This window comes from endosymbiont DhMRE of Dentiscutata heterogama, from assembly GCF_002888635.2.
GTDB lineage: Bacteria > Bacillota_I > Bacilli_A > Mycoplasmatales > CGIF01 > CGIF01.
Window position 1 is genome coordinate 322,294 of sequence record NZ_LN828718.1, and the last position, 16,969, is coordinate 339,262.

The 16,969-nt window shown below is 33.9% G+C and carries 17 protein-coding genes and 1 pseudogene; 12 read left to right on the forward strand and 6 right to left on the reverse strand.

Going from position 1 to position 16,969, the window contains the following annotated elements:
- Positions 1 to 221: 221 nt before the first annotated feature.
- Positions 222 to 1,751, reverse strand: coding sequence for a hypothetical protein (locus DHMRE_RS02025; RefSeq protein ID WP_322632721.1), 1,530 nt, complete (start codon positions 1,749 to 1,751; stop codon positions 222 to 224).
- Between the two features lie 191 nt (positions 1,752 to 1,942).
- Here DHMRE_RS02025 and DHMRE_RS02030 point away from each other — a divergent pair, with 191 nt between their 5' ends.
- Both DHMRE_RS02030 and DHMRE_RS02035 read left to right on the forward strand, forming a co-directional pair.
- Entirely contained in the window at positions 1,943 to 3,307 is a 1,365-nt protein-coding gene (locus tag DHMRE_RS02030) for an ATP-binding protein (RefSeq protein WP_322632722.1), read from the forward strand.
- On the forward strand, positions 3,234 to 4,865 hold the full coding sequence (locus tag DHMRE_RS02035; protein ID WP_322632043.1) for an aminoacyl--tRNA ligase-related protein: 1,632 nt from the start codon (positions 3,234 to 3,236) through the stop codon (positions 4,863 to 4,865). The genes DHMRE_RS02030 and DHMRE_RS02035 overlap by 74 nt, the downstream gene beginning before the upstream one ends.
- A 36-nt stretch (positions 4,866 to 4,901) precedes the next feature.
- Here DHMRE_RS02035 and DHMRE_RS02040 read toward each other — a convergent pair whose 3' ends face one another.
- Complete coding sequence (locus DHMRE_RS02040) at positions 4,902 to 6,098, reverse strand: hypothetical protein (RefSeq protein WP_322632044.1); 1,197 nt, start codon at positions 6,096 to 6,098, stop codon at positions 4,902 to 4,904.
- Between the two features lie 117 nt (positions 6,099 to 6,215).
- On the opposite strand from DHMRE_RS02040, the gene DHMRE_RS02045 reads away from it, so the two are divergent.
- Together DHMRE_RS02045 and DHMRE_RS02050 are read left to right on the forward strand one after the other, a co-directional pair.
- Entirely contained in the window at positions 6,216 to 6,962 is a 747-nt protein-coding gene (locus DHMRE_RS02045; RefSeq protein WP_322632045.1) for a hypothetical protein, read from the forward strand.
- Entirely contained in the window at positions 6,950 to 8,236 is a 1,287-nt protein-coding gene (locus DHMRE_RS02050; protein ID WP_322632046.1) for a hypothetical protein, read from the forward strand. The genes DHMRE_RS02045 and DHMRE_RS02050 overlap by 13 nt, the downstream gene beginning before the upstream one ends.
- Positions 8,237 to 8,307: 71 nt before the next feature.
- On the opposite strand, the gene rpsP is transcribed toward DHMRE_RS02050, so the two are convergent.
- From rpsP to DHMRE_RS02065, 3 genes are read right to left on the reverse strand one after another with little or no spacing between them, the layout of a single operon-like run.
- Complete coding sequence (rpsP, locus tag DHMRE_RS02055; RefSeq protein WP_322632047.1) at positions 8,308 to 8,538, reverse strand: 30S ribosomal protein S16; 231 nt, start codon at positions 8,536 to 8,538, stop codon at positions 8,308 to 8,310.
- A gap of 7 nt (positions 8,539 to 8,545) precedes the next feature.
- Positions 8,546 to 8,950 (reverse strand): HIT family protein, encoded by a 405-nt coding sequence (locus DHMRE_RS02060; RefSeq protein WP_322632048.1) that lies wholly within the window; start codon positions 8,948 to 8,950, stop codon positions 8,546 to 8,548.
- Positions 8,951 to 8,996: 46 nt separating this feature from the next.
- Positions 8,997 to 9,860, reverse strand: a complete 864-nt coding sequence (locus DHMRE_RS02065) for a 5'-3' exonuclease (RefSeq protein WP_322632049.1) — start codon at positions 9,858 to 9,860, stop codon at positions 8,997 to 8,999.
- Between the two features lie 24 nt (positions 9,861 to 9,884).
- Between DHMRE_RS02065 and DHMRE_RS02070 the strand changes: the two are divergent.
- From DHMRE_RS02070 to DHMRE_RS02080, 3 genes and pseudogenes are all read left to right on the forward strand, one after another.
- A pseudogene (locus DHMRE_RS02070) lies at positions 9,885 to 10,082 on the forward strand (amino acid--tRNA ligase-related protein); the annotation flags it as partial.
- Between the two features lie 30 nt (positions 10,083 to 10,112).
- Positions 10,113 to 11,177 (forward strand): hypothetical protein, encoded by a 1,065-nt coding sequence (locus DHMRE_RS02075; protein WP_322632050.1) that lies wholly within the window; start codon positions 10,113 to 10,115, stop codon positions 11,175 to 11,177.
- 38 nt (positions 11,178 to 11,215) lie between these two features.
- Positions 11,216 to 11,836 (forward strand): DNA-3-methyladenine glycosylase, encoded by a 621-nt coding sequence (locus tag DHMRE_RS02080; RefSeq protein ID WP_322632051.1) that lies wholly within the window; start codon positions 11,216 to 11,218, stop codon positions 11,834 to 11,836.
- Positions 11,837 to 11,869: 33 nt separating this feature from the next.
- On the opposite strand, the gene ndk is transcribed toward DHMRE_RS02080, so the two are convergent.
- Entirely contained in the window at positions 11,870 to 12,295 is a 426-nt protein-coding gene (gene ndk / locus DHMRE_RS02085; protein WP_322632052.1) for a nucleoside-diphosphate kinase, read from the reverse strand.
- A gap of 129 nt (positions 12,296 to 12,424) precedes the next feature.
- Between ndk and DHMRE_RS02090 the strand changes: the two genes are divergently transcribed.
- The 5 genes from DHMRE_RS02090 to DHMRE_RS02110 all read left to right on the forward strand — a co-directional run bounded on the left by DHMRE_RS02090 (position 12,425) and on the right by DHMRE_RS02110 (position 16,959).
- Complete coding sequence (locus DHMRE_RS02090) at positions 12,425 to 13,255, forward strand: hypothetical protein (RefSeq protein ID WP_322632053.1); 831 nt, start codon at positions 12,425 to 12,427, stop codon at positions 13,253 to 13,255.
- A gap of 106 nt (positions 13,256 to 13,361) precedes the next feature.
- On the forward strand, positions 13,362 to 13,994 hold the full coding sequence (locus tag DHMRE_RS02095; protein WP_322632054.1) for a hypothetical protein: 633 nt from the start codon (positions 13,362 to 13,364) through the stop codon (positions 13,992 to 13,994).
- A gap of 118 nt (positions 13,995 to 14,112) precedes the next feature.
- On the forward strand, positions 14,113 to 14,835 hold the full coding sequence (locus DHMRE_RS02100) for a hypothetical protein (RefSeq protein ID WP_322632055.1): 723 nt from the start codon (positions 14,113 to 14,115) through the stop codon (positions 14,833 to 14,835).
- On the forward strand, positions 14,819 to 15,883 hold the full coding sequence (locus DHMRE_RS02105; RefSeq protein ID WP_322632056.1) for a hypothetical protein: 1,065 nt from the start codon (positions 14,819 to 14,821) through the stop codon (positions 15,881 to 15,883). Before DHMRE_RS02100 ends, DHMRE_RS02105 begins: the two co-directional genes overlap by 17 nt.
- 101 nt (positions 15,884 to 15,984) lie before the next feature.
- Positions 15,985 to 16,959 carry a hypothetical protein gene (locus tag DHMRE_RS02110; RefSeq protein WP_322632057.1) on the forward strand — a complete coding sequence of 325 codons (975 nt, stop codon included), beginning with the start codon at positions 15,985 to 15,987 and terminating at the stop codon, positions 16,957 to 16,959.
- Positions 16,960 to 16,969: the final 10 nt, after the last annotated feature.

Below are 16,969 nucleotides of genomic sequence, written 5' to 3' on the forward strand. Positions count from 1 at the left end.
TGAATGATGGTCAAAAAAACAGCATTCCAATTAATTGATTCAAAGAATGGGGGTCATAAAAATATTAAACCCCAGCAATTAGAAAAATACGAGATTTGAGATGACAAAGTTCTTTATTTTCCTTTAATTAATAGATGCCCATGTGGGGACGGAAGCATTTAAAGAAGGATTAAAAGGGGTTTGTCCCGACTGCCATTAGTAAATATAGCATAAAAAAAATATTACAAATTAATCACCAAATTATGTTTTTCTAAATTCTCTAATTGTTGGATATGATTAATATTTAACAACCCTTTTAATTCCTCTTTTCACTGGCTAGTAATGGGTCCTTTTTCTCGACGATAAGCAATAATTTTCTCAGTTACTTTTTCTCCAATCCCAGCAATAGCCGTAAAGGGAAAGTAAATGGTATTGTTCTCGATTTTGAAGTCTTTGATTTCAGAGTTATTAAAATCTAAACCCCGGGCAAATTTTAAGCCTTTCATTTCCATTTCCAGGACTACTTTTAGAGTAAATAATAAATCCTTTTCCTTGGCTGTCAATTTTCAAGTTCGACCATTTTTTCGCAAGTTTTCAACAAACTTTTTGCCCCCCGAAGTATTTATTTTTTCCTGAACGTCGGCTAAAATCTTAGTAATATCCATCCTGTTCCAAGTGTCCCCGAAAGATTTTAGGTCCCTAGTTGTTTTCTCCATTCGCTTTTTTTCTTTATTCAACTCCTCGAAAACTTTAATAATTGATAATAATTCCTTTTCGCTATTTTTATAACTAGACAAACTGCCGAGCAGACTGTTTAAACGAAAAGTGATAGCGACCGGATCCAAAGTCATTAACCAAATGTCGTAAACGGCAGTGTGATAGGTTAAAAGAACCGAATAAAATTCTTGGGGGTGGTAGACTTTATAATAGGCTGTGCGTCAGCCCGTCATAGTGTAAGCAATAGCGTGGGGTTTAGGAAAAATATACTTTATTTTACTTAATATAGAAAAATATAATTCTCCTTCTCTATCACTCAATCTACTTTTCATTTCCTCTTTGATATTGTCAGGCAATTTTTCCCATTTGCCTTTACGAATATATTCAGTAGCAATGAAAGCGTTTTTATTTTCTACTCCTCAGAAGACCAAAAAATTTCAAATATCTTCCCGACAGGCGATTAATTGGTCGAGAGATAATTGACCGCTCTTGTAAATAGCGTGTTGATTTTGAGTTCAAACATTAGTGCCGTGTGAGAAACCGGAAATTTGTACTAGCTGGGAGAATTTAGTTGGTTTGAGGGGAGTTAACAAATTTCTTTTGACAAAATCGGTGCCAAATTCGGGTATTCCTAGAGTGTCAGCGTTAGTAAACAGCGACATTATTTTTTCATCATGAAAAGAAATTTTGCTGGGGTCAACACCGGTCAATTGAAATAATTTTTGTAGAACAGTCGGCTCGTCATGGCCCAAAATATCAACTTTGAGAAATATTTCCGACAAAAAACTATATTCAAAATGAGTCGTCATTCATTCAGACTGGCGGTTGTCGGCCGGATAATTCAAGGGAGTGTATTTTTGAATGTCCGTGTCTGGCAAAGTAATCAAGAGACCGCCTGGATGTTGGCCGGTGGTGCGTTTAATGCCTTTTAGTTCGGCAATAATCTCTTCACGAGGTTTCTCTTTTTCAGCCCGCAATTCTTCCCATATTTTTCTGATTTCCTCGTCCTTTTCGGCAATTCTTTTTTTAATATTCTCGGCTGATTCGATTTTCATACTTTTTTGGTTTTTTAACGGAGATGTTTGACCCCCCTTTGGCAATTTATCATTAATAAAGATTTTAGCCTGAAAAAGTTTGTCTGTGCTTGATAATTTTCTCCTTAGTTTTCTTGTTCCATTACTAAAACATTTTCATTTTTTTCCGGTATTTTTTATTAATGCTAATATATATAGTAAAATAGAGTTATATGGAAGTAGAAAACGAAAATACTCACCCTCAACCAATCCACCAAAAAAAAGAGAGTAATGACAACATTCCGGAAGAAAAAACCCACTGAGAAAAATATAAACTTTACTATCTAGTGGGCGGAAGTTTTTTTTTCACTACTTTAATCATTTTAATTAGTAATTCTCACACTAATAGCGAATTGAGAAAATTAAAAAGGCAATCAGAAACTGTCAATAATCAAGAAAATTCGGATGATGAGGATGGTTCTAGTCGACAAGAACGCCGCCATGAATACAGTTCTAATTTTGTTAAGCCCGACCCGGCCCAAAAAAATGAAAATTGAATCCAAGAGCGTATTGTTAAAGATGATGTTCGTAAAGAGGTGGAAATTTGAATTAATTCTTTCAAATATCTTCCTAATTATTTTGCTAAAGAAGGCCCGGAAGTTGACAAACACGTTTTAATTAGCGGTCCACCCGGTACCGGAAAATCTTACTTGGCTCGAGATTTTTGTGAAAATGAGGCCTTGCGATACGCTTTCGTGAAATTTGATACAGTTCTCTGAAAAGGTTCCAGTATCGCCAAGCAAGAAGCGGCTTTAAAAGAGGCCCGACGAATATTAAAGGTTGAAGAGAACCGCCAAAAAAGATTAGGAATTAAAGAAAAAATTAAACCAGTAGTAATGGTAATTGACGAACTGGACTCAGTGGGGATAAAAGATATTAATGCCAATAATTCCTCTAGCCGGGATGAAGTAAATGGTTTGTTAACCATGTTTGACGATATAAACCGAGAAAAGTTAAATATCATTGTAATTGGGATAACTAATTATCCAGAAGCCTTGGACGACGCATTAGTGCGGGCTGGTCGGTTTGGCCGAAAAATTGAAGTGGGATATCCAACGGACGAGGAAATGGATAAATTGTTCGACTTTTTGGAAAAGGAAATTAAAAGTGAGCGGGGCTATAAACTTTTGGATAATAAGGATAAATGAAATAAAGAAAGGAATGAGGAAAATTTAATAATCAAATGACCTAATGATTTTTGATCAGAAGTGCGTCGAATTACCAAGGCCAAAAGAGCCGAATATTCGCAAGCGAAAAAAGGAAGAATAGGGGACTGGGCCTATAAAATACCAGCCGGTGAAATTAATACTGGCTTTACTTTGCGAGATTTAGAAAAATATATTGGAACTTGTTTAGCCACCAAAAGTGGAAAAAACGTCCAAGAAATCATTCCAGACAGCCGCGATTATGAGACTGAATTAGAAAAAGAAATGCAAAGACGAATTAAAGATATAGTTATGAAAGATGTTCAGAGAAAAAAACAATCCCCAACTCCCAAACCAACTCCACCAACCAAAGATAAAGAAGACGAGCAGTAAAATTAGCGATTTTATGGATAAAGAAAAAGTAGATAAATATAACCGACTTTTGATTGAGGGGAACCTATTTTTTTACGGAGCCACCAAAGGAAGTTTCATTTTTCCCCCACATGGCTACGCTTTGTGAAAAAATATCCAAAACACTCTTGACAAAAAATTTGCAGCCCGCGGCGTTCAAAATGTACTTTTACCGACCCTAATCCCTTTGGATTTACTGGAAAAAGAGAAAGAACATGTGACCGGATTTAGCCCTGAATGCTTTTACGTGGAAAAAATTGGGAACAAAAAACTAGAAACCCCACTAGTTTTGCGACCTACCAGCGAAGTAATGTTTTACGATTGATATCGGCAAATCCTCCACAGTTATCGGCAATTGCCTCTCTTGTATAATCAATGATGTTCGGTCTTTCGTGCCGAAAAAAATACTACTCCTTTTTTTCGGAATACGGAATTTTTATGACAAGAAGGACACACTCTCCATGCTAGCATCCAAGAGGCTCGTCAATTTACCTTAAATGTTTTGTCCGATTATCAAGATTACGCCGAAAACATACTTTGTTTGGGAATAATCGTCGGGCAAAAAACGGCCGGGGAAAAATTTGCTGGTGCTCTGGAAACCTATACAGTGGAATGTTTACTACCAGACGGTCAATGCTTACAATTAGCCACTAGTCATTATTTTGGGGATAATTTTTGCCGTTTAATGGAGGTTAAGTTTCAAAACAAAGACAACCAAATGCAACATCCTTTTTCTACTTCCTGAGGCACTTCTACTAGAGCCATTGGTGCTCTGGTTAAAGCCCATGCCGACCAGTGAGGTTTAATTTTGCCTTTTGAGATTGCCCCCGTTCAAATTGCATTTATTCTTATTGGGGAAAGCCCAGAATTAATTAATTACTATCAAGAGATTTATGGTTTATTAAGTCGTCATTATCGTTGTCAGTTGTATAATAAAAATAAGCAAGTTAATGCAAATGTGCTCCAAGCCGACCAAGAGGGCTGTCCGTTCAAAATGATTATCGGCAAACAGGAATTAGAACATCAAGAAATTACTCTGATAAGGAGGGACGATGTGGAAAGAAAAATTACTATCAAATTGGAAGAGAATGAGTTGGAAAAAAAATACATTACGGCCGCTGAAAAATACTGTAAGGAATTGAGCGAGATTAGCCGAGAAAACAAAAAAGAGTTCGAAAAAGTAAAAATAGTTAACTCATTTAGGCAAGGTCAGAGGACCGGAAAAATTTTTGGGATTATCAGCCGAGAAGCCCAAGAATTACAAAAAAATCTCTATCAAAAAAGTGTGGAATTTCGCAACAAACACATTTTTTCTGTTGCCAACTTTACCGAATTAGAGAAAAAAATAAAAGATGGAAGCAAGGGCTTATTTTTGGTTCCTTTTTGTAATAATTTAGATTGTGAATTGAAGATTAAGGAAAAAGCGCCTTCGTATAGCATCCGTTGTATTGCGGGAGAGAAAAAAGTGGATACATCGCATAAATGTCTTTTTTGCCAGTCGGCAGCCCAGAACAGGGTTTATTTAGGGAGATCTTATTAAAAAATTGTAAATCTAGTTTAATTATTAACAATATTACTATTTCCGAGCCGCCTCAATTAATCTTTTAGTTCGTAAACAATCGTCTCAAGAGCCGAATTCATTAAACAAGCAATAATTAAGAAAATTCCTTTTTGCGGGTTCTTTTATTTTCTTTTCACAAAACTCAATGTACTTAACAACTTTTTGATTCTGACGAGCAAAATCGTCAATTTCTAGATCACTTTCTAAACATTCATTTTTTAGAAAATTAGGACTGTTCTCTAAATAACTGTAATCTCCCAAATTAATATGCTTATTATTGGCCTGGGCTCAACTTTCTTGGTAGTAGTAATAATGTTTAAAATCAGTTACTCGTGGAGTAATACCATTCACTTGGACTCAGAAATCAGTAAAATCTTTTCAGCGATTGCCAATTGTGCCCTTGACGAACCATAACAAAACGAATCAGTGGAAAATACTGAAATTGGTTTGGGTTATTAATCCCATAATAATTTTGGCGGTTGATGAACTATTAATTAAGTCTTGATAAAGTTTAGAAAATCCTTCCGGCGAGCCTGTGAGGGCATTGGTATGAAATGTTTGTATACGACCTATAATAAAAGGGACCACAAAAATAATAATGGTTGAATAAATTAATATCTTTCGGACATACCGATTTTGCCAAGAAAAAAATTTTTCTAGGTGGGGGATTTTAGAGTGCTTTGTTCGGGGAAATGGTTCTCAACTATTATAGGTAATAAACAGCAAAGCCAAAATGACAGTAGTGGCACTAACAAAAGAGGCCGTTAACAAACAAGCACTAGCAATGTGAACTAGACTATTAATAATAAATATAAATTTATTATGGAGGTAAAAATTATTATTTTCAATGTACTTATCTTTTTTTCATAAGTATCGGTTGATTGCGAGAACCAGAATATTTAAAACAATTATTGCCACCAAGAAAAAAATAGCATAGTTAAGGATTTTAGACTTTTCTGCTATCTTATCAGTACCTAAAAAATATTGATTAAAACTTCTTTCGTTTCCCCAGAGAAAATGATGAATCTTTCCTAAAATATCGGTTTCCAGGCATTTTTTTCCTAAAATAGTGAAAAAAATAGCAAAAAATGTTCAAGAAATGGTTCTGAATAATAATCGGAAGGAGAAAAAAGAGGGATAATGGGATAACTGCCCTCCGGAAATGTTTTGCGTTTGAGAACACTTTTGTATTTTATTCTTTTTTTTAGCCATACTGGAATACTACTTTTTTTCTAATAAATTAATCTACTTTGTCTGCAGAAAAATATATTTATTTTTTATTACTTTGCTTGACCCGCACTTTAGAAAAAAACTTATTAATACAATATTATGACAATCTCACAAAAAGAAAAAATTCTTCGTAATTTGGATAAAATATGTTTAGACCCTATGGGCGATTTGGCGAATACTGAACTGCTAAAAAATCGTAGTTATCAGAATGCCACTGACTACTATTTCCGGACTTATCAAGACGACGAAACCAATCCTAAATGAAAAACCGAACCAAAATGAGAAGAGGTTCGAAAAATAGAAGTAGAAGGAAAAAAGATTGATCTCGACCAATTTCAAAAGGGAGACGACTTTCAAGAGATAAGAACAGCATTAATTAACGAAATAAAAGAGAATAAAAGTGATTGAAAAGTCGCTAAAGAGGGTGAAACAACAGTAGTCGTTAACCGCTCCGGACGGAAACATTGAAAAGAAGGAATTATTGGGTTTGGTGGGAAAAAAGCCCAACAAGATTGAACTGAAATTGAAACAGCCTTAAAAAATTCTGACTTTCCGGTTATTGATAATTCTCCCAACAAATCAAACCCCACCTCAACTGAAACTAAAAAAAGGTGATATAAACCAAACGATTATCCTTTTACTTGAACGATAGGCCTCATTTGTAGCACTTTGCTTGCTTATTGCTATTATTTTTGCTCGCAAAAGAATAAAATAAACATATCATGACACCAATCGCAAAAAAAAAAAAAAAAAACAGTTAGATATCAAGCCCCAAAAAGAGTAGCGGCCGAATGAAATCAATCAGTAAATTACAAAATTAATAAATATTCATTATGGCAGCATTAGTAACAAACTACTCGCAATCATGTAAAATTTTAGGAGTTAGTTCTGGGGCTAGTCAATCCGAAATTAAAAAGGCTTATCACAAGTTAATTTTGAAGTGGTCCATTGACAAGTGAAAACAAAATACTAAACAAGGGAAGTCTTGTTCCAACGGAAAATGCGGTCTTGTTCCTAGAGATGGAGGAGAAAGATGATTCCATTCAAACGAGTGCAAAAAGGTTTTTGAAACAGTAGAGAGAAATCGTAATTTAGTCCAAGAAGCCTACGACATTTTAACCGGCAAAAACACTCCCAACCCTAGCGGCGGCAGAGGACAACAGCCACCACCGGAAGAAGAGTGTGACCGTTGTGGCAAAAAGTATGACTTTGCCACCCGATTTGAAAAATTTAAAGGAAAAGGTTTTTTCTTTTGTTCGAAAAAATGTTATGACTGTTTTAATGTTTGTGATAATTGTGGCAAGATAGAAAGGCTGAAAGAAAATGAACTTCGTCAAGGAATTTGAAAGGAAAAAGGTTGAGGAATGACTAAGGGAAAAGTTTTTTGTTCTTCTAATTGCCGACAAAAACTAGAAAAAAATCCGGGCAAGTTTGACACCGATAGTCTACCAAATTGCGACCATTGTGGAGAAAAATTTCGCCTTGATGAGAAAGGCTTCTATACCATTTATTCTTTTACCGGTAGGGAGGAAAAATTTTGCTCACCAAAATGCCGCACTGAGTGAGGCAATAAAAACCAAGAAAAGCCAGAGAATAATAGCGAAACACAGCAGACTAATGGTCCAACAAGCGAGAATGGGGAAGAGGAGGGAAATGAAACAAACGATAGTGATTTGGACGACCACTCGGAGTCTAATTCCGACAATAGTTCCGATAGCAACCCCGACCAAGATGGAAAATCTGATAATAACCTGCCTAAAAACATTCAAGAAATTGCTAATCTTCCCCTTTTGCAAGCCCAAGCCCGTGCCCGACAGAAAATTGAAAAATTGCTAAAAGACAATGATATTTCCGACCACGAATTAAATCAAGAAGACTGGCTCGGGAAAAGCGATTGAAAAGATTATTTAAAAAATTTAGATACTTCGCAAAAGGTGGCTGAATTTGCTAATAAAGTGCAACAAACAATTTTGCAAAAGATGCTGGCTAAAAAAACTACAACTTCAAATCAAAAAAACCCCGAAAGCGACTGAGTATTACCAACAATTATATTAGGCATTTCTCTACTGTCGTTAATCACTTTACTAATAATTGTTCGCCGGCGAAGACAAAGACGTTAACGAGCAAACCAAGCATTTTTTGAAATTGCAATTTGCTTTTTTTTATACTACAAACCACCGAGAAAAAATTTTTAAAGATATTTTTCGAATAAACTTTTAACTGTATCCGTAGGTTGGGCCCCTTGTGATAACCACTTTTTAATGTTATCTTTATCTAATTTTATTTCTTTACTACGAGGGTCATAACAACCTAAATACTCCAAATAGTTGCCGCTATCGCGGGGCTCTCTTTCGTCAATAGCAATTACTCAAAATGAGCGTTGACCTTTACGACCTTTGAGGCTTAAACGAATTTTAACCATTATATTATTATTTTAATTTCTCGGCTACCTGATTCAAATCGTATTTCAATTCGGGTTTGGTGGTTCAAATAAAACCTTTATTTTTCTCATACTTGGGGACAATGTGGAGATGAAAATGGAAAATGCTCTGAGAAGCAATTTCATTCATATTACTAATAATATTAAACCCTTGGGGGAGAGTTGGCAAGTTGGTATTTTTTAATTTATTAATAATTTTTTTCATTAGAGGCAACAAATATTTTCAACTTTGCTCGTCAATTTCGGCAATATTCGGAAAATGTTTTTTAGTAATTAACAATACATGACCGTCACTGGCAGGATAAGCATCCAAAATAGCCAAAATTACTTCATTTTCAGCAATAATATAGGCCGGTGTTTCTTTTTTAACAATTTTACAAAATAGACATTCCATAACTTATTTTAGTCTGAAAATGTTTTTTGTCTGGTTTGTGAAACATTTACTTGTCAAGTAATTTTAAAATACTTCTAAACTTATTATCCATACAAAATTTTTGTAATTCGGGATTATTTTTCCATTCCTCTCAATTAAAATCACATTCAGGAATTTTTTCACCTGACAAATCAATATTTTTTTCTAAACTGATAATTCTCTTGTTAAGATAAACCACTTTTTCCTTATCGGTTAATAATTTTTTGGTATTTTCAGGCAAATTATCTATTTGTTGGTAAACATTCTCAACTGTTTGAAATTGTTGAATTAATTTTTTAGCACTTACTGGTCCAATTCCTTTTACTCCCTCGATATTGTCAACATTATCTCCCAATAGACTCAAATAGTCCACATAATTATTGGGCCTAAAATTATATTCTTGACAAAAATTTTCGCAAGTATAAAGTGTCGCTTTTCCGTCAATATATTTCAAAATATTAATATTTTTATCGAGTAATTGTAGCAGATCCTTATCGCGGGTAAAAATGTCGAAAATTGTGTCGGCGTTTGGGGTTTTTTGTTGAATAAAAGAAGCGATTAAATCGTCGGCCTCGCAATCTATCAATTGAATGAAATTAATATTGGTTTTTTTCAATAATGCTTGAAGTTCGTTCATTTGTTCTCATAATTCGACCGGCATTTCTTCGCGCTGGGCTTTATAGTGAGGGAGCAGATTTTTCCGGAAATTGACGCCGCCTCCATCAAAAACTACCAATAATTTTTGATAATTGCCTTTTTTAAGAACGCTAATCAGCACTCGTAAAAAGAAAAAAATGGTGCCATTCGTTATTTTCCAGGCCATTTTTTGGGACACGTGGTAGGAGGAGTAGAGAAGATTGTTGCCATCAATTATCAATCATTTTTGAGTCATAGAAAGACAATAAAATTTTACATAATAATGAGTAAAGAAAGATTTGAAGAACAAACTAAATAAAAAGAATTAGGGAATGAAGAAATTGCCAGTTTTGATAAGGAATTTTTAGAAGCCTTAGAATATGGTATGCCCCCAGCCGGAGGCTTAGGAATTGGGATAGATAGATTGATAATGTTATTTACCGGTCAAAATAGTATTCTTTCCGCAGTTGAAAAGTAAAGAAATTATTTAAAATTTTAATATTGTCTCATGAATCAAAAAAAAGTAATTCTTCAAAAGTTAAAGATGGTGAAGATCGAGGAAGAAAAACTAGAAAAATATGTCGAAGAAATTTTAAATGAGGAAGAAAACATGAAAAACATTTTCCCTGATTTAATTTTCGTTCTTCCTAAATTTAGTTTTTGAGACAATTTGCAAGACAAAGAACAAATTGTGGATGCTGTTGCTTTCCACATTAAAGAAAAATTTCTTGTCGTTTTTGAGTATAAAAAAGGAAGAAAAAAAGACCACATTGACCAGGCTCGAACTTATTTTAATGGACTTGTTCATGAATGAAATGGCGATGCGCGAGGAGACTTAAAAGAATTAGTGAACAAAAAATTAAAAAAAAGAGGATTAAACTGAGAAGTGGAACGAAAAAACTTTAAATCAAAAATAAAAATGATCTGCCTTTCTCCTTCTTTTTTTGAAAGACAAATTACCGGAATTTCATCGGAAGAAAAGAAAATAATTATTCCAATAAAAATTGAACTGTATAGCGACGGTTTTAATGAGTATTTATACATAAATGAATTGCAAAACAAAGGAACAAAATTAATTACAAGCGGCAATCTTTTTAGAATAAATGAAAAATTAGATGAATTTGCTGAGCAACCTTCACAAGAAACAGAAAATATAGATAAAGTTCATCAAAAGGAAAATATAAACAATTTTCTCAATGAATTAGAGGTTCCCAGAGAAATAAAAAAAATAGTTTTAAAAATCAATAATTTTCTCGAAAAAGAGTTTTCTATGATGTATGAATTATTTGGCAAAAGTAAGAATCATAAATGGATAAAGTACTTGAAAAATTCTGAGCCTTTTCTATCTTTACTTCCTCGCCAAAATTGTATTAGAATTTTTCTAAATAAATTAACTAATGATAACTTTAATGCAGAATTGATAGATAAGTACCAACTTGAAGATTATCGAGAAATACCACACAATGCGCCAGTAAGTTCTAATAATGATTATCGATACACGGTCAAAAAAAGCGAGAATGAACCTCAAGAGGTTTTTAATTTGTTAAGTCAATATCTAAAAAATCATTTCTAGTCTTTAAAGATTTTTGAAGAAAACTCTTAAAAAAAGTTATGAAAAGAACTTGCGGAAATTTGCATATTACCGACCCCAATTTTTTCACTGTTGATGCAGTCGAATTAGCCCAAAAATTACTCGGCAAAATATTGGTGCGAAAAGTTAACAACCAAATTATCAAAGTCAGGATTGTCGAAACCGAAGCCTACATCGGAAAAATTGACCGAGCTTGCCACGCTCACCAAGAAAATAAATCAAAATGAAAAGCCGCCGCCTTATACAATCGCGGCGGCCATGCTTACATTTATCTTATTTACAACACTTATTATTGTTTTAATATTGCCTCCTCAATCAAGGGTGATCCACAAGGAGTTTTAATCCGAGCAGTCGAGCCGTTGGAAAGTCATACTATCCCGGTTAGTTCCCACCAAAATGGAAAAAAAGTTTACTATCATACTAATGGGCCGGGCAAATTATGTCGAGCCTTGAATATTGATATAAGCCTTAACCACACTGATCTAACTACTAGCAATTTAATTTATTTAGAAAATTCTCCTGAAATTACTCCAGACCAAATTATTGCCACCAAAAGAGTAAATATTGATTATGCTGGAGATGACAAAAATCGTTTATGAAGATTTTACATTAAAGACAACCCATTTGTTTCGAAAAAATAACCTCCAGAAAATTAGCAATGGTCAGATTTTTTATTATCAAGAAAAAATCTCCTCTTTTTTAAAAAAAAAGTTTATTTCTCTTTCTGCGGCTTGCGGACTGTCGGAGCCGTGAATAGCGTTAGCATCAATACCAGCTCCGTAGATTTTTCGGATGGTTCCAACTTGGGCTTCATGGGGATTAGTAGCACCCATAATTTTGCGATTAAATTGGATAGCATTTTCTCCTTCCAAGCAAATTGCCACTATGGGCGAACTACACATAAATTCGGTCATCCCTTTAAAAAACGGTTTAGTACTATGCTCCTGATAAAAAGTTTCAGCCAATTTTGGAGTTAAGCGAAACATTTTCATTCCGACTACTCTTAATCCTTTTTTTTCTAGAAAATTAATAATTTCTCCAATTTGATTTTTTTTAATTATATCAGGTTTGATGATGGAAAGAGTTCTTTCAACGGGCATATATTAATATTTTAAAAGTTGTCCAAAAACGTAGACTAAAACGCAAAATAGAAGGTCAAATTTGTGTGGATATTAAACATAATAAATAAGACAAAAACTACTAACATTTAATCTCTAAAATTGTATTATATGGCAGAAAAAAGGTGAATACAAGAGGAGAACAAAAAAGAGAAAAAAAATCAAGAGGAAACCGAAAGAAAAGGGGTAATTAATTGTCTTTATAGCCATTTTAAAAATACTCCCAAAAAATTAAAAGTGGTCTGTGATTGAGACGAAGTAATTCAACCTCTTGAACCCAAAGTATATTACGAATTATCCGAACGAGAAGGGGCATACTATGACACGCCCTGGTGAAAACCTAATGGAACCACATTTGAGGAATTTTTTCGGGATTTCTGGCCCAATTCTCCAATCTATTTTTCGGATTATGGCAGCCATTCTATCTATACTGAAAAAAGCACAATCAGAGGCTGCATAGGCATGGCTCTTGGTCCAAAAAAAGTCAAAGACAAAATTGACAAAATAAAAAATGAACCCGATTTTTACGAATATTCTCCTTTTCTTACTCTGGCTAAGGGATTATTAAAATTAGTTAAAGAAAATAAAGTGGAGGTGGTTTTCCTATCGGCTTATGACAAAAGGGTTTTCTCAGACGGGGACCCCCGCAAGAAAAAAATATTCAAGGAAACTTTTGGTAGATTTTCTAATTGTTCGTTGAATCTGTTGGGATTTGAGAGCGAGGGCCAAGGACAAACAAAAGGAGAATGAATTGAAAAAAATGTGCCTGATTGTGAGGTGGTGATAGACGACAACCCGAACATTCTCCGTAATATAATAAAAAAAAATAACAAAATAATTGCGGTTGCCCCTTTTTATCCCACTATCAAACACCACGAAAAAGTATTATTAATCAAAACTTCTATTAGTAATTTAACCAAAAAAGATTTTCAATCTGAGTAAAGAAATTATACAAATTGTGTTTTTTCCAATCAAACTCTATAAAATTATAATATAGAGTGAACTCTATATCTATGTAATGAATAATATATAAAGAACAAACAATATCATGACACACACATTCATAAACAAAAACAATGTTCCCATTTATGCCGAACAAAAACTAATCCAAACTGATTTAAAAAGTAAGGACATTTTAAAAACCAAAACTCCTATACCAGACAATTTTCTTAAATTAGAAAGTGAAACAGGAAATTATTGTGGCTCCACTAATCCAAAATGAAAAGATAAGCCCTTGTGTGAAAGATTTGGTTTTACTTATGAGGAAAAATGGATCCAATTAGATATCCCACACGAGTTAATGAAAGAATTAGATTTGCCCCTGGGAGAGGATATTACCCATTCAGTTTATATTTCCCCCCAAATATTAGAAAGACAACCCATTTGTGGTGGTCTAACTATTGAAAACAAGAAAGAAATAATTATCGATAAACTTTCTAGTAAAGACCAAGAAACCCAAACTAATTTAACCGGTCAACAAATATTAAACCAAATTAATCAATTACAACAAGAGGATAATTTGAATCAGCAAACTATTATTGGTTTACAAGAGGAGGTGGCTGAATTGGAAGCAAAATTGTTAGAGTTGGAAAAATTAAAAAACACTTGACGCAACAAATATTTAGAATCTAAATCTGAGGATAATAGTAAGGAATTACAACCAAATAACTGAATTAATTAGAGAACGAGATAATATTCAACAAAATTTAAAAAGAAATCTAATAAACTTTTTACTCAAAAATAAGCAAAAAAGCAAAAGAATTAGTGAATTAACTGACGGTTTATCCTTTTTACGGGGTTTGTTAACTAACAAAACCCAAGAAGCAAACAATCTAATTAATCAAAGGAATAATTTAACAAGAGAAATTACTGACCTGCAACAAGAAAGAGACAGAATTCAAGGAGAGTTAGGCAATTTAAAAACTAGGCTCGGTCGTCTTCAAAGCAAGTTTTTAGGCTCTCTATTTAGAAGTAAAAAGAAATCAGGAGCAATTAAAGAATTGAAAGTCCAAATGGTAAGATTAAGGGCTGAATTGATTGAAAAGGAGCGACAGATAGAGGATTTAAATCAACAATTAACGCTTGCTAATAATACTATTGGTACTCTCCATCAAGAATTAAATCAAAAAGATGGTGAGATAAGCAGACTTGAGGATAGAGTAAAAGAAGTGGAAACAGAACGCGATAGCCGCCCTAGAATTGCTCTCGACGAGTGAGAAAATGATTACAGCCAAAGACCAGCCCGACAAGAATTAGAAAATATTCAACGAGAATTAGACCGAGAAAAAGGTTGGTGGGATAAGTGGATAAGTGATAATATAACAGAATGAGGAAATGAACCTAACCATTTATCAATAATGGGTGGTTTTGCTTTTAAAGTTCATTTCCAAAGACACTTCCTTGGGAGATGCCAAGGAATAGAATTAATTACAGATGGTTTAAATGATAAGTCTCGTTTTTTTAAAGAGGCTTTTAAAAATCTCATTTACGAATACTACAAAAATCATGGCAACAACTCCTAATCTAACTCCCGAACAAAAAGAAGCCAATAAAAATTATATTTTGGCTAACTTGGACAAATATACTATTGACGCTAATGGCAACTTGTTTAATATTAACCCAGAATTGTTGGGAGAAGACGGTGAAGACAATATTTTTTGCTACATTGGCAAAAAAGCCTTAACTCCGGAGGGAGTTGTAGAAATTAAAGAGAAAATGGCCAATAATATTTTAAACAATATAAATGACTGAGAGTTAGTTTTTGGAGGAGTCAATTTAATAAATTTTAAAAGCAAGAAAACTGAAATAGAGATAAATAGTTTGGGGTGATCAAGGTTATTTGGCTACGATTCATATTATAAGATAATAGGAGAAATAGGCTACCGAGAAAACATTTGAAGGAACTATAGAGAAAAGCAGAAAGAGAAAGAAAAAAGAGATAAAGAATTTAAGGAATGATGTGAAAAATATTTAAATAATAGCCAAGTGCCAAAACAACCAAAAACCGAACCCGACATTCAGACCAACCAGCAAGCCGAACAAGAAAACCCTAACTCCACTCCCATTAACAACACCCCAAACCAATCCAATCCCATTCCTAATCAAGAACCAGAACAGCCAACTAATAGTCCTCTCCCTTCTCCTGAAACTATTCAAGAAAACTACAATAACGACAAAGATAAATCCACTATTGAAAACAATTCTAATTCAACCACCCCCGAACAAAAAGAACAATCCGAAGCATTATTAAAATTAGTCATTGAAGCAGAATTCTTAATTAAGGATAATCAATTCAATCCTGACACCCTATCCCAACTACTTAAAGAAAAAGAACAAAATACCGAGGCTTATCAACTGCTAAAAGAAAGGATAGAACAGGCTATTAATGAATTGTCTAGTTTGGAACAACAAAATGGTAATAGCAATAATGAACCAGCAGTGAATAATAATAAGTCCGATATTAGTCCGGTCAAAATCTTGACTGTGGTGGGAGTGATTGGAGTAGTAACAATAATTGTTGCTGTGGGAATCAAGAAGGCGCTAATAAGAAAAAAAATAAAGCGGGCCTAATGTTTCTAATAACATTATAAAATTACAATATAGGCAAAGGACAAAAAAGTGGTGTAGAGATGTTGTTAAAAAAATAAAAATATAATTATAATACTATTATTATGAATTATTCAGTTATCCAATTGGCTCGAGAACAATTAAATGTGTTCGAAAATGACTATCAAGTGTTGGTAAAAAAAATCAATCTCTCTCTCTTTACTTTGACTAAAACCAATCTTAGCACGGAGGAAAAGGAAAAAGTGTGGAGTGGGCTATTAGAATATACCAAAAATATTATCAGGAAAGTGGAGGAACTTTTAGAAAAATTGGAAGGGGTGCGCTTTTCGCTTAATGAAGTGGTGCTACACGAGGAAAAAGACAATTTAATCCAGGAGTATCATTTATTAATAAAAAAATTGCGAGAAGAAAAAGAAACTATTCTCCGCCAAAAGGAAAAAAAGAAAATGATTGTTACTCCTCTTCGTAAAAAGGCAGTCAAAATTGGTTACTGTTATTTTTGTGATATCAGTATCGCCACCGATTTTCCCTACAAATTGAAAGTGGAGGAGCAAAATACTCTAGGAATTGAAATTGTCGAAGGAGCCGCTTTTTGCTCTCAAGAGTGTTTGCTAAACTATTGTAAGGAATATAAGAACCGAGAAAAAATGCGCCAAGAGGAGGAAAAAAGGAACAAAGAAAAAATCGCTCGCGACCGACAAATGATTACAGAAATTCAGGGGCAAATAGCCAGTTTGACTGCCAGAATAAACCGATTGGAGCAAAGAGAACGTGAATTGGAATTGTTGCCTGAAGGCGACCAAGTAGAACGACCAGAAAATGATGGTTTCTGGCGTCGTCTCGGCCAAAAACTTGGTTTAGTCAAAAAACCTAGTCCGCTGTCGCGGCTGGAAAGAGTGAGAAAATTGAAAGGAGAATTGAGTATTCAATTGGAAAAAACCGGAGAAAAATTGCAAAAATCTTTAATAATGCTCTCACTAGACGAGCAAAAAGAGGAAGAAAGAAAAAGGTTGGAAAAAAAAATCCTCCTAGAAAAAAATAAACTTACTGCCAAAGAAAAAGAAGTGATTGACGAGTAAGACAAATTGC